The organism is Paenibacillus sp. FSL R7-0210, assembly GCF_038009085.1.
In the GTDB taxonomy this organism is placed as follows: Bacteria; Bacillota; Bacilli; order Paenibacillales; family Paenibacillaceae; genus Paenibacillus_AQ; species Paenibacillus_AQ silagei.
In genome coordinates this window covers 3665874-3681751 of record NZ_JBBPAR010000001.1, presented here as the reverse complement: position 1 = coordinate 3681751, position 15878 = coordinate 3665874, and the positions used below count along the sequence as shown (strand labels likewise).

General features: G+C 51.4%; 15 protein-coding genes and 1 other RNA gene. 10 read left to right on the top strand and 6 right to left on the bottom strand.

What is annotated here, in order from left to right; all coding sequences use genetic code 11:
* Positions 1 to 168 precede the first annotated feature (168 nt).
* From MKY64_RS15900 to MKY64_RS15885, 4 genes are all read left to right on the top strand, one after another.
* The gene (locus tag MKY64_RS15900; protein WP_036725225.1) at positions 169 to 1251 is read left to right on the top strand and encodes a tetraprenyl-beta-curcumene synthase family protein; all 1083 of its coding nucleotides are present in this window, start codon (positions 169 to 171) and stop codon (positions 1249 to 1251) included.
* Positions 1252 to 1315: 64 nt separating this feature from the next.
* Entirely contained in the window at positions 1316 to 2287 is a 972-nt protein-coding gene (gene pfkA / locus MKY64_RS15895; protein WP_036725223.1) for a 6-phosphofructokinase, read from the top strand.
* Positions 2288 to 2434: 147 nt separating this feature from the next.
* A complete protein-coding gene (locus MKY64_RS15890) occupies positions 2435 to 4921 on the top strand; it encodes a CoA-disulfide reductase (protein WP_340954179.1) in 2487 nt (828 codons plus the stop codon).
* Positions 4922 to 4937: 16 nt separating this feature from the next.
* The gene (locus MKY64_RS15885) at positions 4938 to 5198 is read left to right on the top strand and encodes a metal-sensitive transcriptional regulator (protein ID WP_036725219.1); all 261 of its coding nucleotides are present in this window, start codon (positions 4938 to 4940) and stop codon (positions 5196 to 5198) included.
* Positions 5199 to 5293: 95 nt separating this feature from the next.
* On the opposite strand, the gene MKY64_RS15880 is transcribed toward MKY64_RS15885, so the two are convergent.
* The 4 genes from MKY64_RS15880 to MKY64_RS15865 all read right to left on the bottom strand — a co-directional run bounded on the left by MKY64_RS15880 (position 5294) and on the right by MKY64_RS15865 (position 9445).
* Positions 5294 to 6649 (bottom strand): MATE family efflux transporter, encoded by a 1356-nt coding sequence (locus MKY64_RS15880; RefSeq protein ID WP_340954176.1) that lies wholly within the window; start codon positions 6647 to 6649, stop codon positions 5294 to 5296.
* A 133-nt stretch (positions 6650 to 6782) separates the two neighbouring features.
* Positions 6783 to 8012 carry a putative glycoside hydrolase gene (locus tag MKY64_RS15875; protein WP_339255364.1) on the bottom strand — a complete coding sequence of 410 codons (1230 nt, stop codon included), beginning with the start codon at positions 8010 to 8012 and terminating at the stop codon, positions 6783 to 6785.
* A 241-nt stretch (positions 8013 to 8253) separates the two neighbouring features.
* On the bottom strand, positions 8254 to 8442 hold the full coding sequence (locus tag MKY64_RS15870; RefSeq protein ID WP_171718441.1) for a hypothetical protein: 189 nt from the start codon (positions 8440 to 8442) through the stop codon (positions 8254 to 8256).
* A 175-nt stretch (positions 8443 to 8617) separates the two neighbouring features.
* Positions 8618 to 9445: a YitT family protein gene (locus MKY64_RS15865; protein WP_036725214.1), complete on the bottom strand. Its 828-nt coding sequence runs from the start codon at positions 9443 to 9445 to the stop codon at positions 8618 to 8620.
* 326 nt (positions 9446 to 9771) lie between these two features.
* Between MKY64_RS15865 and MKY64_RS15860 the strand changes: the two genes are divergently transcribed.
* Positions 9772 to 11439 carry a DEAD/DEAH box helicase gene (locus MKY64_RS15860; RefSeq protein WP_036725212.1) on the top strand — a complete coding sequence of 556 codons (1668 nt, stop codon included), beginning with the start codon at positions 9772 to 9774 and terminating at the stop codon, positions 11437 to 11439.
* A gap of 75 nt (positions 11440 to 11514) precedes the next feature.
* On the opposite strand, the gene MKY64_RS15855 is transcribed toward MKY64_RS15860, so the two are convergent.
* Positions 11515 to 11610: a hypothetical protein gene (locus MKY64_RS15855; RefSeq protein WP_036702210.1), complete on the bottom strand. Its 96-nt coding sequence runs from the start codon at positions 11608 to 11610 to the stop codon at positions 11515 to 11517.
* 179 nt (positions 11611 to 11789) lie between these two features.
* On the opposite strand from MKY64_RS15855, the gene MKY64_RS15850 reads away from it, so the two are divergent.
* The 3 genes from MKY64_RS15850 to MKY64_RS15840 all read left to right on the top strand — a co-directional run bounded on the left by MKY64_RS15850 (position 11790) and on the right by MKY64_RS15840 (position 13473).
* A complete protein-coding gene (locus MKY64_RS15850) occupies positions 11790 to 12638 on the top strand; it encodes a YesL family protein (protein WP_339255366.1) in 849 nt (282 codons plus the stop codon).
* 104 nt (positions 12639 to 12742) lie between these two features.
* Positions 12743 to 12934: non-coding RNA, 6S RNA (gene ssrS / locus MKY64_RS15845), on the top strand.
* Between the two features lie 149 nt (positions 12935 to 13083).
* On the top strand, positions 13084 to 13473 hold the full coding sequence (locus MKY64_RS15840; protein ID WP_036725209.1) for a DUF1499 domain-containing protein: 390 nt from the start codon (positions 13084 to 13086) through the stop codon (positions 13471 to 13473).
* A gap of 195 nt (positions 13474 to 13668) precedes the next feature.
* Here the strand turns inward: MKY64_RS15840 and tpx are convergent, their stop codons facing one another.
* Positions 13669 to 14187 (bottom strand): thiol peroxidase, encoded by a 519-nt coding sequence (tpx, locus tag MKY64_RS15835; RefSeq protein ID WP_076078429.1) that lies wholly within the window; start codon positions 14185 to 14187, stop codon positions 13669 to 13671.
* A 112-nt stretch (positions 14188 to 14299) separates the two neighbouring features.
* On the opposite strand from tpx, the gene MKY64_RS15830 reads away from it, so the two are divergent.
* Together MKY64_RS15830 and MKY64_RS15825 are read left to right on the top strand one after the other, a co-directional pair.
* Entirely contained in the window at positions 14300 to 14926 is a 627-nt protein-coding gene (locus MKY64_RS15830) for a rhomboid family intramembrane serine protease (RefSeq protein WP_340954173.1), read from the top strand.
* Between the two features lie 14 nt (positions 14927 to 14940).
* Entirely contained in the window at positions 14941 to 15858 is a 918-nt protein-coding gene (locus MKY64_RS15825) for a LysR family transcriptional regulator (RefSeq protein ID WP_209874261.1), read from the top strand.
* Positions 15859 to 15878: the final 20 nt, after the last annotated feature.

Below are 15878 nucleotides of genomic sequence, written 5' to 3'. Positions count from 1 at the left end.
AAAAGTATAGTATAGCATAAAGCGGAGAGGCCGGGGGATTCGTATAATATCGATTTTCTGAATCTTTCAAGAGTTTGCGAAAGTGATTTTGTTGTTTGTACAAATCCGCTCTGCATATTATAATAATCATGATTTGGATAAGGAGACAACAATGTGGAGGCACTGTCATTGAATGAATTTGAGCAAGGCCGTAACCGTAGTCCGCGCGGTCCTATTGGACTCATGAAGAGGGTCTATAAGTACGTGCTGCCGGAAGTGCGATCATGTCTCGATTCCTGGCGCAAGGATGCAGAAGGAATTCCCGATCCCGAGCTCCGTAAGCAAGCGCTTGCCAGCATTGAAACGAAGCAGTTTCATTGCGAAGGCGGCGGAATCTATGCCGCCGGCAATTTGTCGATGAGACATATACTGATTCCGCTAATTGTTGCTTATCAGACGATCAGTGATTATTTGGACAACCTGTGTGACCGCAGTACTTCGCTTGATCCGGCCGATTTCCGGTTGCTGCATAAGTCCATGCTGGATGCTGTTACCCCCGGCGCGGAGCCTGTGAACTATTACGCGCTGCGCACGGAACAGAATGACGGCGGATACCTGCACAGACTGGTCCGCAAATGCCAGGAGATGACCTCCCGGCTACCCGGCTACGGTGCTGCTGCTGAAGAGGTCTATAATCTGGCTGTATTGTACACTGATCTTCAGGTCTATAAGCACATTCACCCGGAGCTTAGAGAAGCTGCCCTCAAGGAATGGTGGGAGAAGGAGGGGGAACGCGCGCCTCATCTCCAGTGGAATGAATTTGCTGCCGCAACCGGTTCAACCCTGGGCGTATTCATGCTTTTTCTGGCGTCCTGTGATCCTAAGCTAAGCACAGTGGCATCATCATCCATTCGTGCTGCTTATTTTCCGCATGTGTGCGGTCTGCATATCATGCTGGATTATCTGATTGACCAGGATGAAGACCGGGCCGGCGGTGATCTCAATTTCTGCAATTATTATGAGAATACGGATATGATGCTGAACCGGATCGCTTCCATTGTGGAGTGGGCCCGTAAGGATGTCCGGAGTCTTCCTGAGAACTCCATGCACCGTATGATCATCGAAGGACTGCTGGCCCTGTATTTATCCGATCCCAAGGTTAGTGAGCAACGCGAGGTCCGCTCGGTATCCCGGAGGCTGATGAAGAATAGTCCGCTGACCAGACTCTTCTTCTTCGTCAACAGCCGCTGGATACGCAAACACATGTATTAGATGCTGCCGGATCTTCTCCGGGTAAGGGGAGAAACTGGCACAAATTTAAGGAGGAACTAACAGAATGTCAAACGTAAAAAAAATCGCAGTATTAACCAGTGGAGGAGACTCCCAGGGGATGAACGCCGCAGTGCGTGCGGTTGTCCGCAGCGCGATCTACTTCGGAATTGAAGTATTCGGCATTCAGCGCGGGTATCAGGGCCTGCTGAACCGCGACATTTTCCCGATGGATCTGCGCAGTGTCGGAGATATCATCCAGCGCGGAGGTACGGTTCTGCAGTCTGCACGCTGTCTGGAGTTCATGAAGCCGGAAGGCCAGCAGAAAGGTGCTGACATTCTGAATGAGCTCGGCATCGACGGTCTGGTTGTTATCGGCGGAGACGGCTCTTACCATGGCGCCAACAAGCTCAGCAAGCTTGGAATCAAGACGATGGCTCTGCCGGGTACCATTGATAATGATATATCGTTCACAGACTACACTATCGGATTCGATACTGCCGTTGGCGTGGTAGTGGATGCGATCAATAAATTGCGCGACACCATGTCATCCCATGAGCGTTCCTCCATCGTAGAGGTTATGGGGCGTCACTGCGGAGATATCGCTCTGCATGCAGGCCTTGCTTCCGGGGCGGAGACGATTCTGGTGCCGGAAATGCCTTATGACCTGAATGAGGTAGCTGACCGGATGAAGGATAATTTCGCACGCGGCAAACGTCACAGTATCGTCATTGTAGCTGAAGGCGTCGGCAAGGGTGAGGATGTTGCTCAGGCACTCAAAGACCGCCATGCTTCCCTGGATGCCCGTGTTACGGTACTGGGACACATTCAGCGCGGAGGTACTCCAACACCAGGAGACCGTAACCTCGCCAGCCGTCTGGCTGATTTCGCGGTCCGTAAGCTGATCGAAGGCGAATCGGACAAGGCATGCGGAATTATTAAAGGGGAATTGACCCTGACCGATATCGATAAGGTAGTGAATACGAAGAAGGATTTCAATATTGAGCTGTATGAGCTGGCTTCCCGTTTGTCCCAGTAAGAGCAGCAGAATTTATAGGATCTTCAAATTTCACCGGAGCAGCAAGCCTTCCATCACCGGAAGGGGCTGCTCTTTTTTGACTTGACAGTATACCCCCACCCGTATATATTAATACCCATAGGGGTATACAATTAGGAGGGAATAAGCATGAGTAGAACTATAGTCATTATCGGCGGTGTTGCCGGAGGGGCATCCGCTGCGGCACGCCTAAGAAGACTGAACGAAGAAGACAACATTATCATGATTGAGCGGGGAGAGCATGTTTCTTTTGCCAATTGCGGGCTGCCTTATTATATTGGGGAGAGTATTGATTCCCGGGACAAGCTGTTTCTGCAAACACCGGCTGGAATTAGGGCACGCTTCAATATTGATGTGAGAATCTTTACCGAGGCGACAGAGATTGACCGTGAACATAAGCAGGTACACTGCCGCAATGTTACAACAGGCGAGAGACTGCAGATTCCATATGATATCTTAGTACTCTCACCGGGAGCGAAGCCGATAGTTCCTCCGATTCCGGGTATTTCAGAGGCTGAGAACCTGTTTACCTTAAGGAACATTCCTGATACAGATCGTATCAAGGCCTATGTGGACAGCCGTCACCCCCGGCATGCCACTGTAATTGGTGCAGGTTTTATTGGTCTTGAGATGGCGGAGAACCTGCGGGAGCGGGGGCTTGATGTCACTGTGATTGACCGGGGGCAGCAGATTCTGAACCCGCTTGATCTCGAGATGGTTCGTCCGCTGGAAGAGCATATGCGTTTGCACGGGGTGGAACTGCGGATGAATGAGGGTGTAGAGGCTATTGAACAGCAAGGCAGCCTGCTCCGTCTCTCCTCCGGCGGGGAGCTTAGAACAGATATGGTTATCTTGGCGATTGGGGTCAGTCCTGAGAATGACCTGGCACGGAGCTGCGGGCTGGAGCTGGGCATCCGGGGATCGGTTAAGGTCAATGCCTCGCTACAGACCAGTGATCCGGCCATCTATGCCGTAGGGGATGTCATTGAAGTGAAGGACCGCGTTCAAGGGTTCGATACCATGGTCTCCCTGGCCTGGGGAGCGAACCGGCAGGGGCGTCTGGCCGCCGATCATATCAACGGCCGGGAAGCCTCTTACACTGGGGCATTAGGTACTGCGATTATCAAAATTTTCGATATGACTGCTGCGCTGACCGGGAACAACGAGAAGACGCTGAAGTCGCTTGGGGTACCTTATGAAGCTGTGCATATCCATCCGAATTCTCATGCCGGTTACTACCCCGGTGCTGCACCAATAGCGCTTAAGCTGCTGTTCAACCCGCAGACAGGAGAGATTTATGGAGCACAAGCGGCCGGAAGTGCCGGAGTGGACAAAAGAATAGATGTCATTGCCACCGCGATCCGCAGCAGGCTTAAGGCAGATGAGCTGGCCGATCTGGAGCTGGCGTATGCGCCGCCGTATTCCTCGGCCAAAGATCCGGTCAATATGGCGGGCTATGTTGCCTCCAATCTGATGGAGGGACTCGTCCGTAATCTGCAATGGCATGAAGTGGACGAATTCACACGTAGTGGCGGCCTCATCATTGATGTCAGAGACGAAGCAGAGCGTTTAGCCGGGTTCATTCCGGGTTCCATCAACATTCCGCTGGCTGGGCTGAGAGACCGGCTCACAGAGATTCCTGGAGAGCGGGAGATCGCCGTGTCCTGCCAGGTAGGGCTGCGCGGCTACATTGCTGCCCGCATGTTAATCCAATACGGATATGCAGTACGAAATGTTGACGGAGGGTACAAAACATACGCAGCGATGGCAAGGGGGGATAACACTGATGATTCCGGCAAAAGAGAGACGCCGGCTTTAAAAGTGAATGCCCCGTCTCCCGCCAGTATAGTCCATAGCCACGAACAGCTCAGCCCTAAGCCGCAGCTCCTGCTGGATGCTTGCGGATTACAGTGCCCCGGCCCTATACTCAAAGTATATGAGACTATAAGCTTAATGGAGGAAGGCCAGCGGGTTGAGATCACTGCAACGGATTTCGGTTTTGCCGCTGATATCAGGCAGTGGTGCAGCAAGACAGGGAACACACTGGAAGCTGTGGATGTATCCGGGGGCAAGGTTCAGGCGCTGGTACGGAAGGGAGTAGACCCGGCAGACAGAACCGTAGTTCCGGCGGAACAGTCAGCGGTCTCTGAAGGTACAACGATGATTGTTTTCAGCGGTGATCTGGATAAAACTATCGCTTCCTTCATTATTGCAACAGGCGCCGCAGCAATGGGCAAGCAGGTAACCATGTTCTTTACCTTCTGGGGGCTTAATGTTCTGCGCCGGGGGCAGTCTCCGCAGGTGAAGAAGAATGCTCTAGACCGGATGTTTGGCATGATGATGCCGAAGGGAACGCGGAAGCTTCCCTTATCCCGCATGAACATGGGCGGGCTTGGGTCGAAGCTGATCCGCTATACTATGGGCCGCAAGAATGTGGAATCCCTGGAGAATCTGATGCAAGGCGCACTGAATGCCGGGGTTAAGCTGATGGCCTGCACGATGAGCATGGACATCATGGGCATCAAGCAGGAGGAATTAATTGAAGGTGTAGACTTCGGCGGTGTTGCCAGCTATCTTGGAGCTGCCGAGGATTCCGGCGTGAACTTATTCATCTAGAGGGGGCCAAGGGACAGTGGAGTATGATAAAGCTATTAGCAACCGGTTGAAGCGTATCGAAGGTCAGGTGAGGGGAGTACTCGGGATGCTGGAGGAAGGCAAAGATTGCCGCGAGATTGTGACTCAGCTGACAGCGATCCGAACAGCCGTAGACCGCTCTATTGGTGCAGTGATCGGAGACAATCTGGAGCACTGTATTCAGGAAGAGCTTGCGAAGGGGAACTCCCCTGATCAAGTGATTAAGGAAGCAGTAGATTTGCTTGTAAAGAGCCGTTAATGAAGAACAGCCACAGACGAAGGGTGAAATCTCCCGGATGTCTGTGGCTGTTTTTGTTATAAGACAAGAACTTTTTTGTGGAGCTCCGTGCTATTTCATGCCTTCTCCGGGGCGAATCTGCGCTGCACCCTGACGAGCCGGCCCAGGAGCAGAATTGCGCCGATTCCAAGGCCGGTAATGAGTCCGATCCAGTAGCCGTAAGCCCCAAGCTCAGTATAAGTGGCGAGCAGGTAGCCGACGGGCAGGCCGATCACCCAATAGGCTATGAAGCAGATGACGAACGCAGGATTAACATCCTTATATCCCCGCAGCACACCTTGAGTCGGGGTTGCGATGGCATCGGAGATCTGGAAGAAGATCGCGTAGATCAGGAAATGCTGGATCAGCGAGATCACTTCTTGGTCATCCGAATACAGTCCGGCGACATGATTCCCGGCGAAGAGCAGCACCAGCGCTGTGAGCAGGGAGAGGACAGCCGCCGTACCAATGCCCATAATGCCATACTGGCGCGCATCCCTCAGCCGGCCGGAGCCGCTCTCGAAGCCGACGAGAATCGTCAGACTCATGCAGATGCTCAGCGGAATCATATAAAGGGTGGAAGCGAAGTTAATGGCGGCCTGATGGGCAGCGATTGTAATGGTATCGAAGCGGCTCATCAGCAGGGTTACAGCCGAGAACACCGCCGTCTCGAAAAAGATCGAAAAGCCGATAGGCACACCAATCTTCAGCAGCTCCTTGAGACTTACCAGGGACACCGCGTGAAATTTACGGAAAATCTGCAGATTGCGGAAAGGCTCAGCCCGGTAGACGAAGATTAGGGCAATCAGAAAAATGACCCAATACGTGATCGCAGAGGCTACGCCTGCGCCTACTCCGCCAAGGCGGGGGAAGCCGAAGTTACCGAAGATCAGCAGATAGTTAAGCCCCACATTGACCGGCAGGGCAATCAGGGTGATGAACATGGAGACACGGGTCTGACCCAGGGCATCAATACAGCTGCGGACAACGGTATAGCCGAACAGCGGGATAATGCCGAAGGAAATAGCACCGAGGAAGCGGAAGGCAATATCTCGTACCGCAGGCTCTAGATTCATGAAATTCAGGATCGGTGTGAGAGCGAGGCTGCCAAGAATCAGCACGAGCACGGATACGATCAGGGAGAGCCAAATGCCCTGCATCACCTGGTTAGCCACATCCTTACCCCGCTTGCTGCCGAGGAGATGAGACACAATGGGTGTAATCCCCATAAGAATACCGCTAAGGCCTGTCTGGATCGGAATCCACAGGCTTGTGCCGATGGCTACGCCGGCCAGATCATTCGTGCCGAATTTGCCGGACATATTGGTGTCGAAGAAGGTAATGGCCGACAATGCAATCTGAGTAATCAGAATCGGAAGCAATATATGCAGGAATTGCCCGGCCTTTTGTTTAATGGAAGTTGTCTGTTTCATAATGATCAATGCCCCGTTATCTTTATTTTGAATACTTATTTTCCCAGTGTAAATATTCCCAGTAAAAAGCCCGGCAGCTGCCGGGCTCTGGATATCATGCGGCTATGGATACGTCCGGATAATTGCAGAAAGCTTATTGGTCATACTTCACATCGGCGGTGTAGCGGTTGTTGGCATTCCATAGCAGGAATTCGTCAATATTCTGATCCTTCAAGGCACGGATCTGATCTTCGACCTGCTTCTTGCCGTATTTGACATAATGCCCGCTGCCCAGCCAGCTGGCGGTGAAATCCTGAATCCATGGGCGGATGACCGGCTTGTAGCTGCCTAGCGGATTGAGCTTCTTGTGTGTATCGACCATTGAGCCCTTAATGGTAGCATAAGGGTCTTTGTCCGGGTCCTTCACATCGAACCAGCCGGTGGAGTAATGGCTCGGATAGACCATCGGGCTGATAACATCGACATTCTTGGAGATCTTCACGAAGTCCTGTCCGATGCCTTCTGCGGCAGGTACCGAGGCGGCATATCCGAAGATATCTACAGAGATCCGAACTCCCAGCGGAGCGAGCTCAGCTTTGGCATACTTGACAAAGTCGGCGATGATTTCCACGCGCGGTCTGTCACTCTTCGTGTATTTCAGAGTGTCCGCACGCTTCTCGAAGCCTTCAGGGAAGCGTACATAGTCAAACTGGATTTCCTTGAACCCGAGCTTAACGGCCTCCTTGGCAATATCTACGTTATACTTCCACACAGTTTCATTATAAGGATTGACGAAGCTGTCTCCGCCTTTGTTGGCCCAGACAGAGCCGTCTTTGTTCACGAAGGATAATTCCTTGTTCTTTTTGGCGAGCACAGAATCCTTGAATACTACGATACGCGCAATCGGGTAGACATCATGCTCCTTCAGGCGGGTCATCAGCTTGTTGATATCACCTATGAACGGTTGTGGATGTCCCATTTGCTGAAGTTCAGCATTGTCCGTTTTGTAGGTGATGTATCCGGCATCATCTTTAATATCGATAACCATGGAGTTGAGCTCAGTCTTGTCCAGCAGGGCAAGCAGGGTCTCCATCCGTGCACCCCCGGCACTGTAGGCAGTCACGTATATCCCTTTAACCTTGGGAGCATCCGGCTGCGGATCGGCAAGAAGTGCTGTCTCCGGCGATGCGCTTGGTGAAGGTGCAGGAGAGGCAGTGCCGCCTCCGTTCGGTGATGCTGCTGCGTCCGGATTGGTGGTGTGTTCTGCGACGATGGGGGGATTCATGGCGCTCTGCAGGGCTGCTGCCACATCGGCTTCATGTCCTTGATTCGGAACACCTACGCCTCCCAGGGCCATCATCAGTAAAGCCCAGGTGATATTCATTTCTTATTCGCTCCCTTTATGTACATTCCTTATAAAGTATAAGGTAACGGATGCACCCAAAAAGAACAGACTTGTAACAATACCCGTAATTTTTTGAGGTCATATTTCCGCTCTTGTTGTTTATAAACGGGATGTACAGATTTTGAACCGCTGATTATAAAAGTAAATGCCGCCCCGGACTGGCACGAAGGCCAATGACCAGGGCGGCAACTATTACAACTTGCTCTTTAGGGCAGCTTGCTTAATGAAGATACGCAGAATTCTGATGCTCGCAAATGCTGTAATGGATGATATCCATGGCATCTGCCGGTTCCAGAATACTCAGACCGTCACGCAGTACGATTACAGAATTGAGTTCGTCCTGCTTCAGGAACGGTATCATATCCGGATACCACCTCATGACGATTGCTGACAGTTTTACCGTTTCCATTTCCACAAAAATCACCCTTTCCTTTTTCGAATCGAACTGAATCAGAATTCAGGGTCCACCCGGAAAAACGAAGTGCCTGGAAAAAAGAGGGTAAATCACAATCTTCATGAAATTGTTAAGGTCCTGCGTAGCTATAATATAACATAATTTGAACGGATAAGCATTTTCTTATGAATTACCGTTTGCGGAAAGAGCCCATCACACCGACAGTCTCAACGATATTTACAAAAGCCTGCGGGTCGCTTGTTTTAATAATACGTTTCAGTTCTGCAAGCTCATACCGTGTGGTCACTGTCATTAGCATGTCCCGTTCTACATGAGAATAAGCACCTTCTGTCTTAAATTTTGTAACGCCGCGCTGAAGGCCCAGCAATTGCTGCAGCAGCTCGTCAGTCCGGTTGGTGATAATGTACACGGTAACTTTGATGTGGCTGATATGAATCAGGTCGACCACCTTGCCGGTGACGTAAATGGAGACCATCGAAGCCAGCGCCAGATTCCAGTTGTCGTCAAAATAAGCCGCAGCAAGAATGACGAGACCATTGAGACCGACCAGCACACTGCCTACCGGGAAATCCCGGTACCGTGTTATAATGGAGCCCAGAATATCGAAGCCGCCTGAGGAGCCTCCTACACGGAAGGAGATGCCCGCACCGGCACCCACAAGCACCCCGCCGAAAACAGAGGCAAGCAGCATATCCGAGGATACTTGAAAGACCGGTACCACCGTCATCAGCCAGGTGGTAGCACCTACAGAGACCATGCTGAGAATAATAAACCGGCGGCCCAGCTGGAACCATCCTGTAGCAAGCAGCGGGATATTGAAGAGTAAATAGAGTAAGCTGATGTTAAAAGGAGTGAAATAACCGGCCAGCATGGCGAGGCCGGATACGCCTCCGCTGAGCAGTCTGTGGGGGATCAGGAACAGATTAAAGCCGCTTGCGATCATCGCTGAACCGAAGAGGACGGCAAGAAAGCTCCCGAATAATCTTAGTTTAACCAAGCAAATTCACCTCTGAGTGTAGTGTGAGTGTCATGTAAGTAATGAAAGTAAGGAATACACTGGTATTCCTGATTGGGTTTGTGATATAATGTATAGGATATTCTTGAGTAGGACGTTACAATGGTATTTTTGCATTGCTTAGAATGCGAAGCTACAATTGTCAGGTGTATGTAGTGGCCTGATCATAGGACAGTTGTTTGTCCCAATACGCGCTAAACCATGCAGAAAATCCGGCATGATTGGACAGCCTATAAATGTGTTTACCGCTACTTAAGAATACAGACAAGCATGTGGAATGTCCACTGTATAGAAGGAGCATGAATAATTTGAAAACATTCGCAGAATTCGGCTTGGAGCCAAAAGTACTTCAAGCAATCACAGAGCTAGGATTTGAGGAAGCAACACCAATCCAGGAGCAGGCTATCCCGCTTGCTATGGCCGGATCGGATCTTATCGGACAGGCACAGACGGGTACAGGTAAGACCGCAGCCTTCGGGATTCCCCTCATCTCCAAGATCGCAAGAGAAGAAGAGAAGATTCTGGCACTGGTAATGACGCCAACACGTGAGCTGGCCATCCAGGTCGCTGAAGAAATCGGTAAGTTGACCCGCTTCAAAGGACTTCGTTCACTGGCTATCTACGGCGGGCAGGATATCGGCCGCCAGATCCGCGGACTGAAGAGAAAACCACAGATTATTATTGGTACACCAGGACGCCTCCTGGACCATATCAACCGCAAGACCATCCGCCTGGATGATGTTCAGACGATCGTACTGGATGAAGCCGATGAAATGCTAGATATGGGCTTCATGGAGGATATCCAGACCATCCTCAAGCTCGTTCCTGAAGAACGTCAGACCATGCTCTTCTCGGCTACTATGCCTCCTAACATTCAACGCCTTGCCCAGCAGTTCTTGAAGAACCCGCAGCATGTATCCGTAATTCCTAAACAGATTAGCGCACCGCTTATCGACCAGGCTTATGTTGAAGTGCCTGAACGCCAGAAATTCGAAGCGCTTAGCCGCTTGATTGACATGGAATCGCCAGATCTGGCAATTGTATTCGGCCGCACGAAGCGCCGGGTAGACGAGCTTGCAGAAGGCTTGCAGAAGCGCGGATATTCCGCTGACGGCCTGCATGGCGACTTGTCGCAGAACCAGCGGGATGCTGTAATGCGCAAATTCCGCGACGGCAGCATTGATGTACTGGTTGCTACAGACGTAGCTGCACGCGGCCTGGACGTATCCGGCGTAACGCATGTAATCAACTTCGACCTTCCGCAGGACCCGGAGAGCTATGTACACCGTATCGGCCGTACAGGCCGCGCCGGCAAAGAAGGAACAGCCTGGTCCTTCGTAACTCCGCGCGAAATGGATCACCTGCACCTGATCGAACGCGTGACCCGTCACCGCATTACCCGCAAACCGCTTCCTACGATGGCCGAGGCTATTGAAGGCAAACAACGCATTACAGCAGAACGTCTGCTTGCAATGGTTGAGGTTGGCGAACTGAACGAATACAAAGGCATTGCCATTCAATTGCTGGAGCAATATGATTCTGTACAGTTGCTGTCCGCAGCTATGAAGCTTCTTACCGGCGATAACAAGGATGCGCAAATTGAGTTGACTCCTGAAGATCCGATCCGTGCCAAGCGCCGCGGCGGCAAGAACGACATCCGCAGCGGGCGTAAGCCTAACGGCGGCTATGGCGGCAACCGTTCCGGTTCCGGTTCTAGCTCTGGTGGCGGCTATCGCGGCAACCGAGACAATGCAAGCGGCGGCGGCTATCGCGGAAATCGTGACAATGCCAGCAGCGGCGGAAGCACCCGTGGCGGCTACAGCAGCGGCTATGGCGGCAACAGCGGAAGCGGCAGCAGCTACGGCGGCGGCTACAAAGGCAACCGTGATGGAGCGAGCCGTAACACAGACGGAAGACCTTCCTCGCGTCCGAGCAGCACAAGCACCCGCCCGGCCAAGCAGGATTTTGACGCTTAAGCTATAACAGAACACCTTGAAGAAGACGAGCAACCGTTACCGGTTCCCGTCTTCTTTTTTTTGCTGTGGATTCACTTAGATGAAGGTACGGCTGATGATGACCAGCAGGATGAAGAGCACGAGAATTGTTCCGGTGGAAGTCCAGGGATTGCAGCAGCCAGGTGCGGACATGAGGTCAACCTCCTTTGAGCATGGGGGATTTGTTGTGGTTACAATGTAATATATGGACGTATTGCGGAGCTTGCTTAGACACTTACCTAGAACTTGTAAACTTGGGCGCTGGAAAAGTCCTGTACAAACAGGTATAGTTAAGATACGCAGTATGCACAAGATAGACAGGAGGAAGGGAATTGGAGTTTAAAGGAGCAATGGGCGGTATATACCGCATCACGGAATGGATCTCACGCATCGCCTTCAGCAATATTTTATGGGCATTGTGTTCGATACCGTTTCTGTTCGCAGGAATTATGAAGATCCTCATGCTGGGTTCAGGAGCAGGCGGACCGAATGAGCAGATTATGCTGAACTGGGTACTTGGTGTATTCGCGCCATTCACTGTATTTCCGGCTACGTCGGCGTTATTTACAGTGGTGCGCAAATGGGTAATGGGCAATACCGATGTAAGTACATTCCGCACTTTTTTTCAGGGATACAAAGAGAATTATCTGAAAAGCATGCTGGGAGGGCTTATCTACACCCTGCTGTTTGTCGTGATGTACGTTGATGTGACCGTATACATGACGCAAATGCCGAATTTCAAGATTGTCGGTATCTTGATGCTGGTGCTGATGATTATTTTGTTCGTATCGATGTTTAACTTCTTCTCCATCGTGGTTCACTACCAGATGACGTTCAAGGAAGTGGTAACCAATTCGATTCTGCTCACGATCGCCCGGCCGATCCGTGTGTTCTCGACGTTGATTGGTTCAGGCGTTCTTCTTTATATAGGTCTGCGGTATCCGGTGCTCTATGTGCTGTGTATTCCTACGCTGATTGCTATGCTCGCCTTCTTTAATTTCTTCGCTACATACAATAAGCTGCAACTACAAGTGGAGAAGAAGAAGCTGGCTGAAGAACAGGCTGCGCTGGAAGCAGCTGAGAATGAAGGTCTGCCGGCCGATGATGATGACGATGATGACGAAGACGAGGATGAAGACGACAGAGATAAGGACACCGGTAAGGATTTTAAGCGGACTTAACATTTCCGTGATCATCCGGGCAGTAATGTCAACGGAAAATGATCCCGGCGTTAAATAAAGCGCATACAGGTTTACTTTTTCGTCAAAACGCACTATAATGTTTATAAATCCTGCGATGTACGTTATGGTTGCTCGTTGTTTTGAACCAATGATAATGTCTTGGGAGATCTACATGAAGCGCGGCTGAACAGCCCTGTCTATATGACCTGGGGAATTCAAAAACGACTTCTGCGGTCACCCACCTGCTCTAGCAGGTTCAGAAGACACTGCAGCCGGACGGCATAGGCGGGTTTTCTAATGGAATTGACAAGGCATCCTGTTACCTGCTCACTAGCGGGTAGAGGGTGCCTTTTTCAAGGTTAAAGTGAGCAATGCCCTTTTGTTCCGCGGACAAGAGTGTTACACTTAGGGTAGTGAACTTGGGATTTGAAGAGGGGGAAGAATTTTGTCGTTGAAAAGAACCTTGGTCGGTTTATTTCGCAGTCATGACGGAACAAGCGACCGTGCCAAAGATCCGGCATTGAAAACGCGTTATTACAATCTTTCAAGAGACAAGGCGTGGGATGAAGTATCCGCAACGCTGAAGAAAATTCCTGGTTATAAGGTCTTGCATGAAGTGCAGTCTGTAGGGGAGATTACCCTGGAGAAAAGAACGGCGTTAGGCCGCTCGCTGGATATTACCGTATCTGTGTTAAGCACCACGCCCGTACGCTGTGCCGTAGATATATATTCAGCATCCAGAGGGTCGCTTGGCGATCTGGGTGCCAATTACCGTGTCATTCAGCGTTTGTACCAGTCTCTGGATAAGAAGCTGGGCAAATATAAGGTGGATTAAGGACAGCATTCGGGCATGTATTGCCGGGATTGTATGCGGTTTCCGGGAGTGGGACAGTCTGTTCCGGGCACGGCTATTCCTTATTGATCATCATACGCAAAAAGCGGAGAAGGATGACCTTCTGCCGCTTTTTTTCAAAAATGTACATTTATAGTCTTGGATGCTGTATAACATATCAGTGCTGTCCGTTTAAGCCTAGAGCAGAGCTTTAACTGCGGAAATCGCCGCTTCGTAGTCCGGGTGCTCAGCCATTTCACCGAGATACTCGACATAAGCCAAAGTGTCGTTCTTGTCTACAACGAAGATGGAGCGCATGTCGAGGCGGAATTCTTTGATCAGGACGCCATAGGCTTGTCCGAAGGAAGTCTCTTTGTGGTCGGACAGGGTGATTACACTGTCGATGCCTGCGGCGCCGCACCAGCGGGCCTGGGCGAAAGGAAGATCTGTGCTGATGGTGAGAATGACTACATCATCGCCAAGACCGGCAGCCTCACTGTTGAAGCGGCGGGTCTGCGCATCGCACACACCGGTATCCAGGGAAGGTACAACGCTGATCAGCTTGATTTTTCCAGCGTATTCTGTAAGTGTAACATCTTCCAGGAGATTCTTGCTTACCGTGAATTGCGGCGCGGAATCTCCGGCTTTCAGCTGCGGGCCTACCAGAGTAATGGGGTTGCCCTTAAAAGTGGCTACGCCTGTTCTTTCTTGCGTCATGTCCTTGTTTCCTCCTTGAATTGCATTATTGGCATGTACCTGCCAGAATAAATTATAATCTTTTTAGAAGCTGGATGTCGAGCTGGACAACATACATAAAAGGATGGATGTTATGATTTTTATAAGGTATGAGAAGTGGAGAAGCTATCTCCGGTATTATCCTGTAACCTGTGCGCTGATTCTGGCCAATGTGGTTATGTTCATCGTGCTGTCCCTGAATGGCGGCTCCACCAACCTGTATACACTTGTGGAGTACGGGGCTACGGTCAATGTGGGTGCGGAAACGGATGAGTTGTGGCGCTGCGTGACGGCGATGTTCCTTCACAACGGCTTCGCTCATTTGTTCTTCAACACCTTCTCGCTGCTTGTGTTCGCCCCGCCGCTGGAGCGGTTGATGGGCTGGTGGCGTTATGCACTGCTGTATCTGGGCGGCGGCTTCATTGCTAATCTGCTGTGGGTTCTTATAAGCAGCCGAGGGAATGTGGAGATTGGAATTGTCTCTGTAGGGGCCTCGGGGGCGATCTACGCCGTCTATGGCGCATTCCTCTATATTGCGGTGTTCCAAAGGGCAATGATGGATGAGGGCTCGCGCAAGACGCTTTACGGACTTCTGGTGATGGGGATTATCGTATCCTTTGCCGCTCAAAATATCAACTATATAGCTCATATCGGCGGCCTGATCGCCGGATTCTTCATCTATGGGCTAATCATCCGTGTATTCAAACGAAAACGTCGATAAGGAAGGGTGTAATCGTGGAGCTTAGACAGCTGCAGTATTTTCTGAAGGTTGCCCAGAAGGAACATGTCACCAGAGCGGCGGAGGAGCTGCATGTCGCACAATCTGCGGTAAGCCGCCAGATTCATCAGCTGGAGCAGGAGCTGGGAGTGGATCTGTTCATGCAGAAGGGGAGGAATCTGCAGCTTACGCCTGTCGGGCAGCTCTTTTGCAAAAGAGTGGAGTCGGTCCTGAATGAACTCGACCGGTCGGTGGCGGAGGTGCATGAATTCCTTGACCCGGAGCGCGGCGAGATCCGCATCGGCTTCCCGCATAGCCTCGGGACCCATCTGATTCCTTCCATTGTGGCGGAGTTCCGCAGCCATTATCCCCATGTGAAATTCCGCTTCAAGCAGGGAGCCTATCCATCCTTAATCAAGGATGTTATCTCTGGAGAGGTGGATCTGGCATTCATCTCGCCGTTCCCGGAGAATGTAGGGCATGTGGCCGGAGATATCGTAATGACCGAGGAGCTGTTCGCCATTCTGCCGCAGAATCATCCGCTTGCAAGCAGGGAAGTGATCCGGCTGGAACAGCTGCGGGACGAGAAGTTCGTATTGTTCAGCCAAGGCTACTCGTTGCGGCCGATTGTGTGGCAGGCCTGCCTTGCGGCAGGGTTCAAGCCGCAGATTGCTTTTGAAGGCGGGGAGACCGATACAATCCGCGGTCTGGTAGCCGCCGGGATGGGGGTAAGCTTGCTGCCGGAGATGGCGCTCTACCAGACCAACCCGATGCAGCCTGCACAGGTCCGGGTGGTGGAGCCTACGATTACCAGAACCGTCGGGCTGATTCACCGGGCAGAAGGCAAGCTGCCGCTGGTCGCCCAGTCCTTCCGTAACTTTCTGCTTACCTATTTCAAAGACAGGCACACAGACAATACCCCGGTCGGCTCATAGCCTACCGGGGTATTGTCTGT

Bases quoted from the DNA above. Each gene is read 5' to 3' on its own strand.
- pfkA (WP_036725223.1), top strand. From the start codon at position 1,316: ATGTCAAACGTAAAAAAAATCGCAGTATTAACCAGTGGAGGAGACTCC.
- MKY64_RS15890 (WP_340954179.1), top strand. From the start codon at position 2,435: ATGAGTAGAACTATAGTCATTATCGGCGGTGTTGCCGGAGGGGCATCC.
- MKY64_RS15880 (WP_340954176.1), bottom strand. From the start codon at position 6,649: ATGAAACAGACAACTTCCATTAAACAAAAGGCCGGGCAATTCCTGCAT.
- MKY64_RS15875 (WP_339255364.1), bottom strand. From the start codon at position 8,012: ATGAATATCACCTGGGCTTTACTGATGATGGCCCTGGGAGGCGTAGGT.
- MKY64_RS15870 (WP_171718441.1), bottom strand. From the start codon at position 8,442: ATGGAAACGGTAAAACTGTCAGCAATCGTCATGAGGTGGTATCCGGAT.
- MKY64_RS15855 (WP_036702210.1), bottom strand. From the start codon at position 11,610: ATGTCCGCACCTGGCTGCTGCAATCCCTGGACTTCCACCGGAACAATT.
- tpx (WP_076078429.1), bottom strand. From the start codon at position 14,187: ATGACGCAAGAAAGAACAGGCGTAGCCACTTTTAAGGGCAACCCCATT.
- MKY64_RS15830 (WP_340954173.1), top strand. From the start codon at position 14,300: ATGATTTTTATAAGGTATGAGAAGTGGAGAAGCTATCTCCGGTATTAT.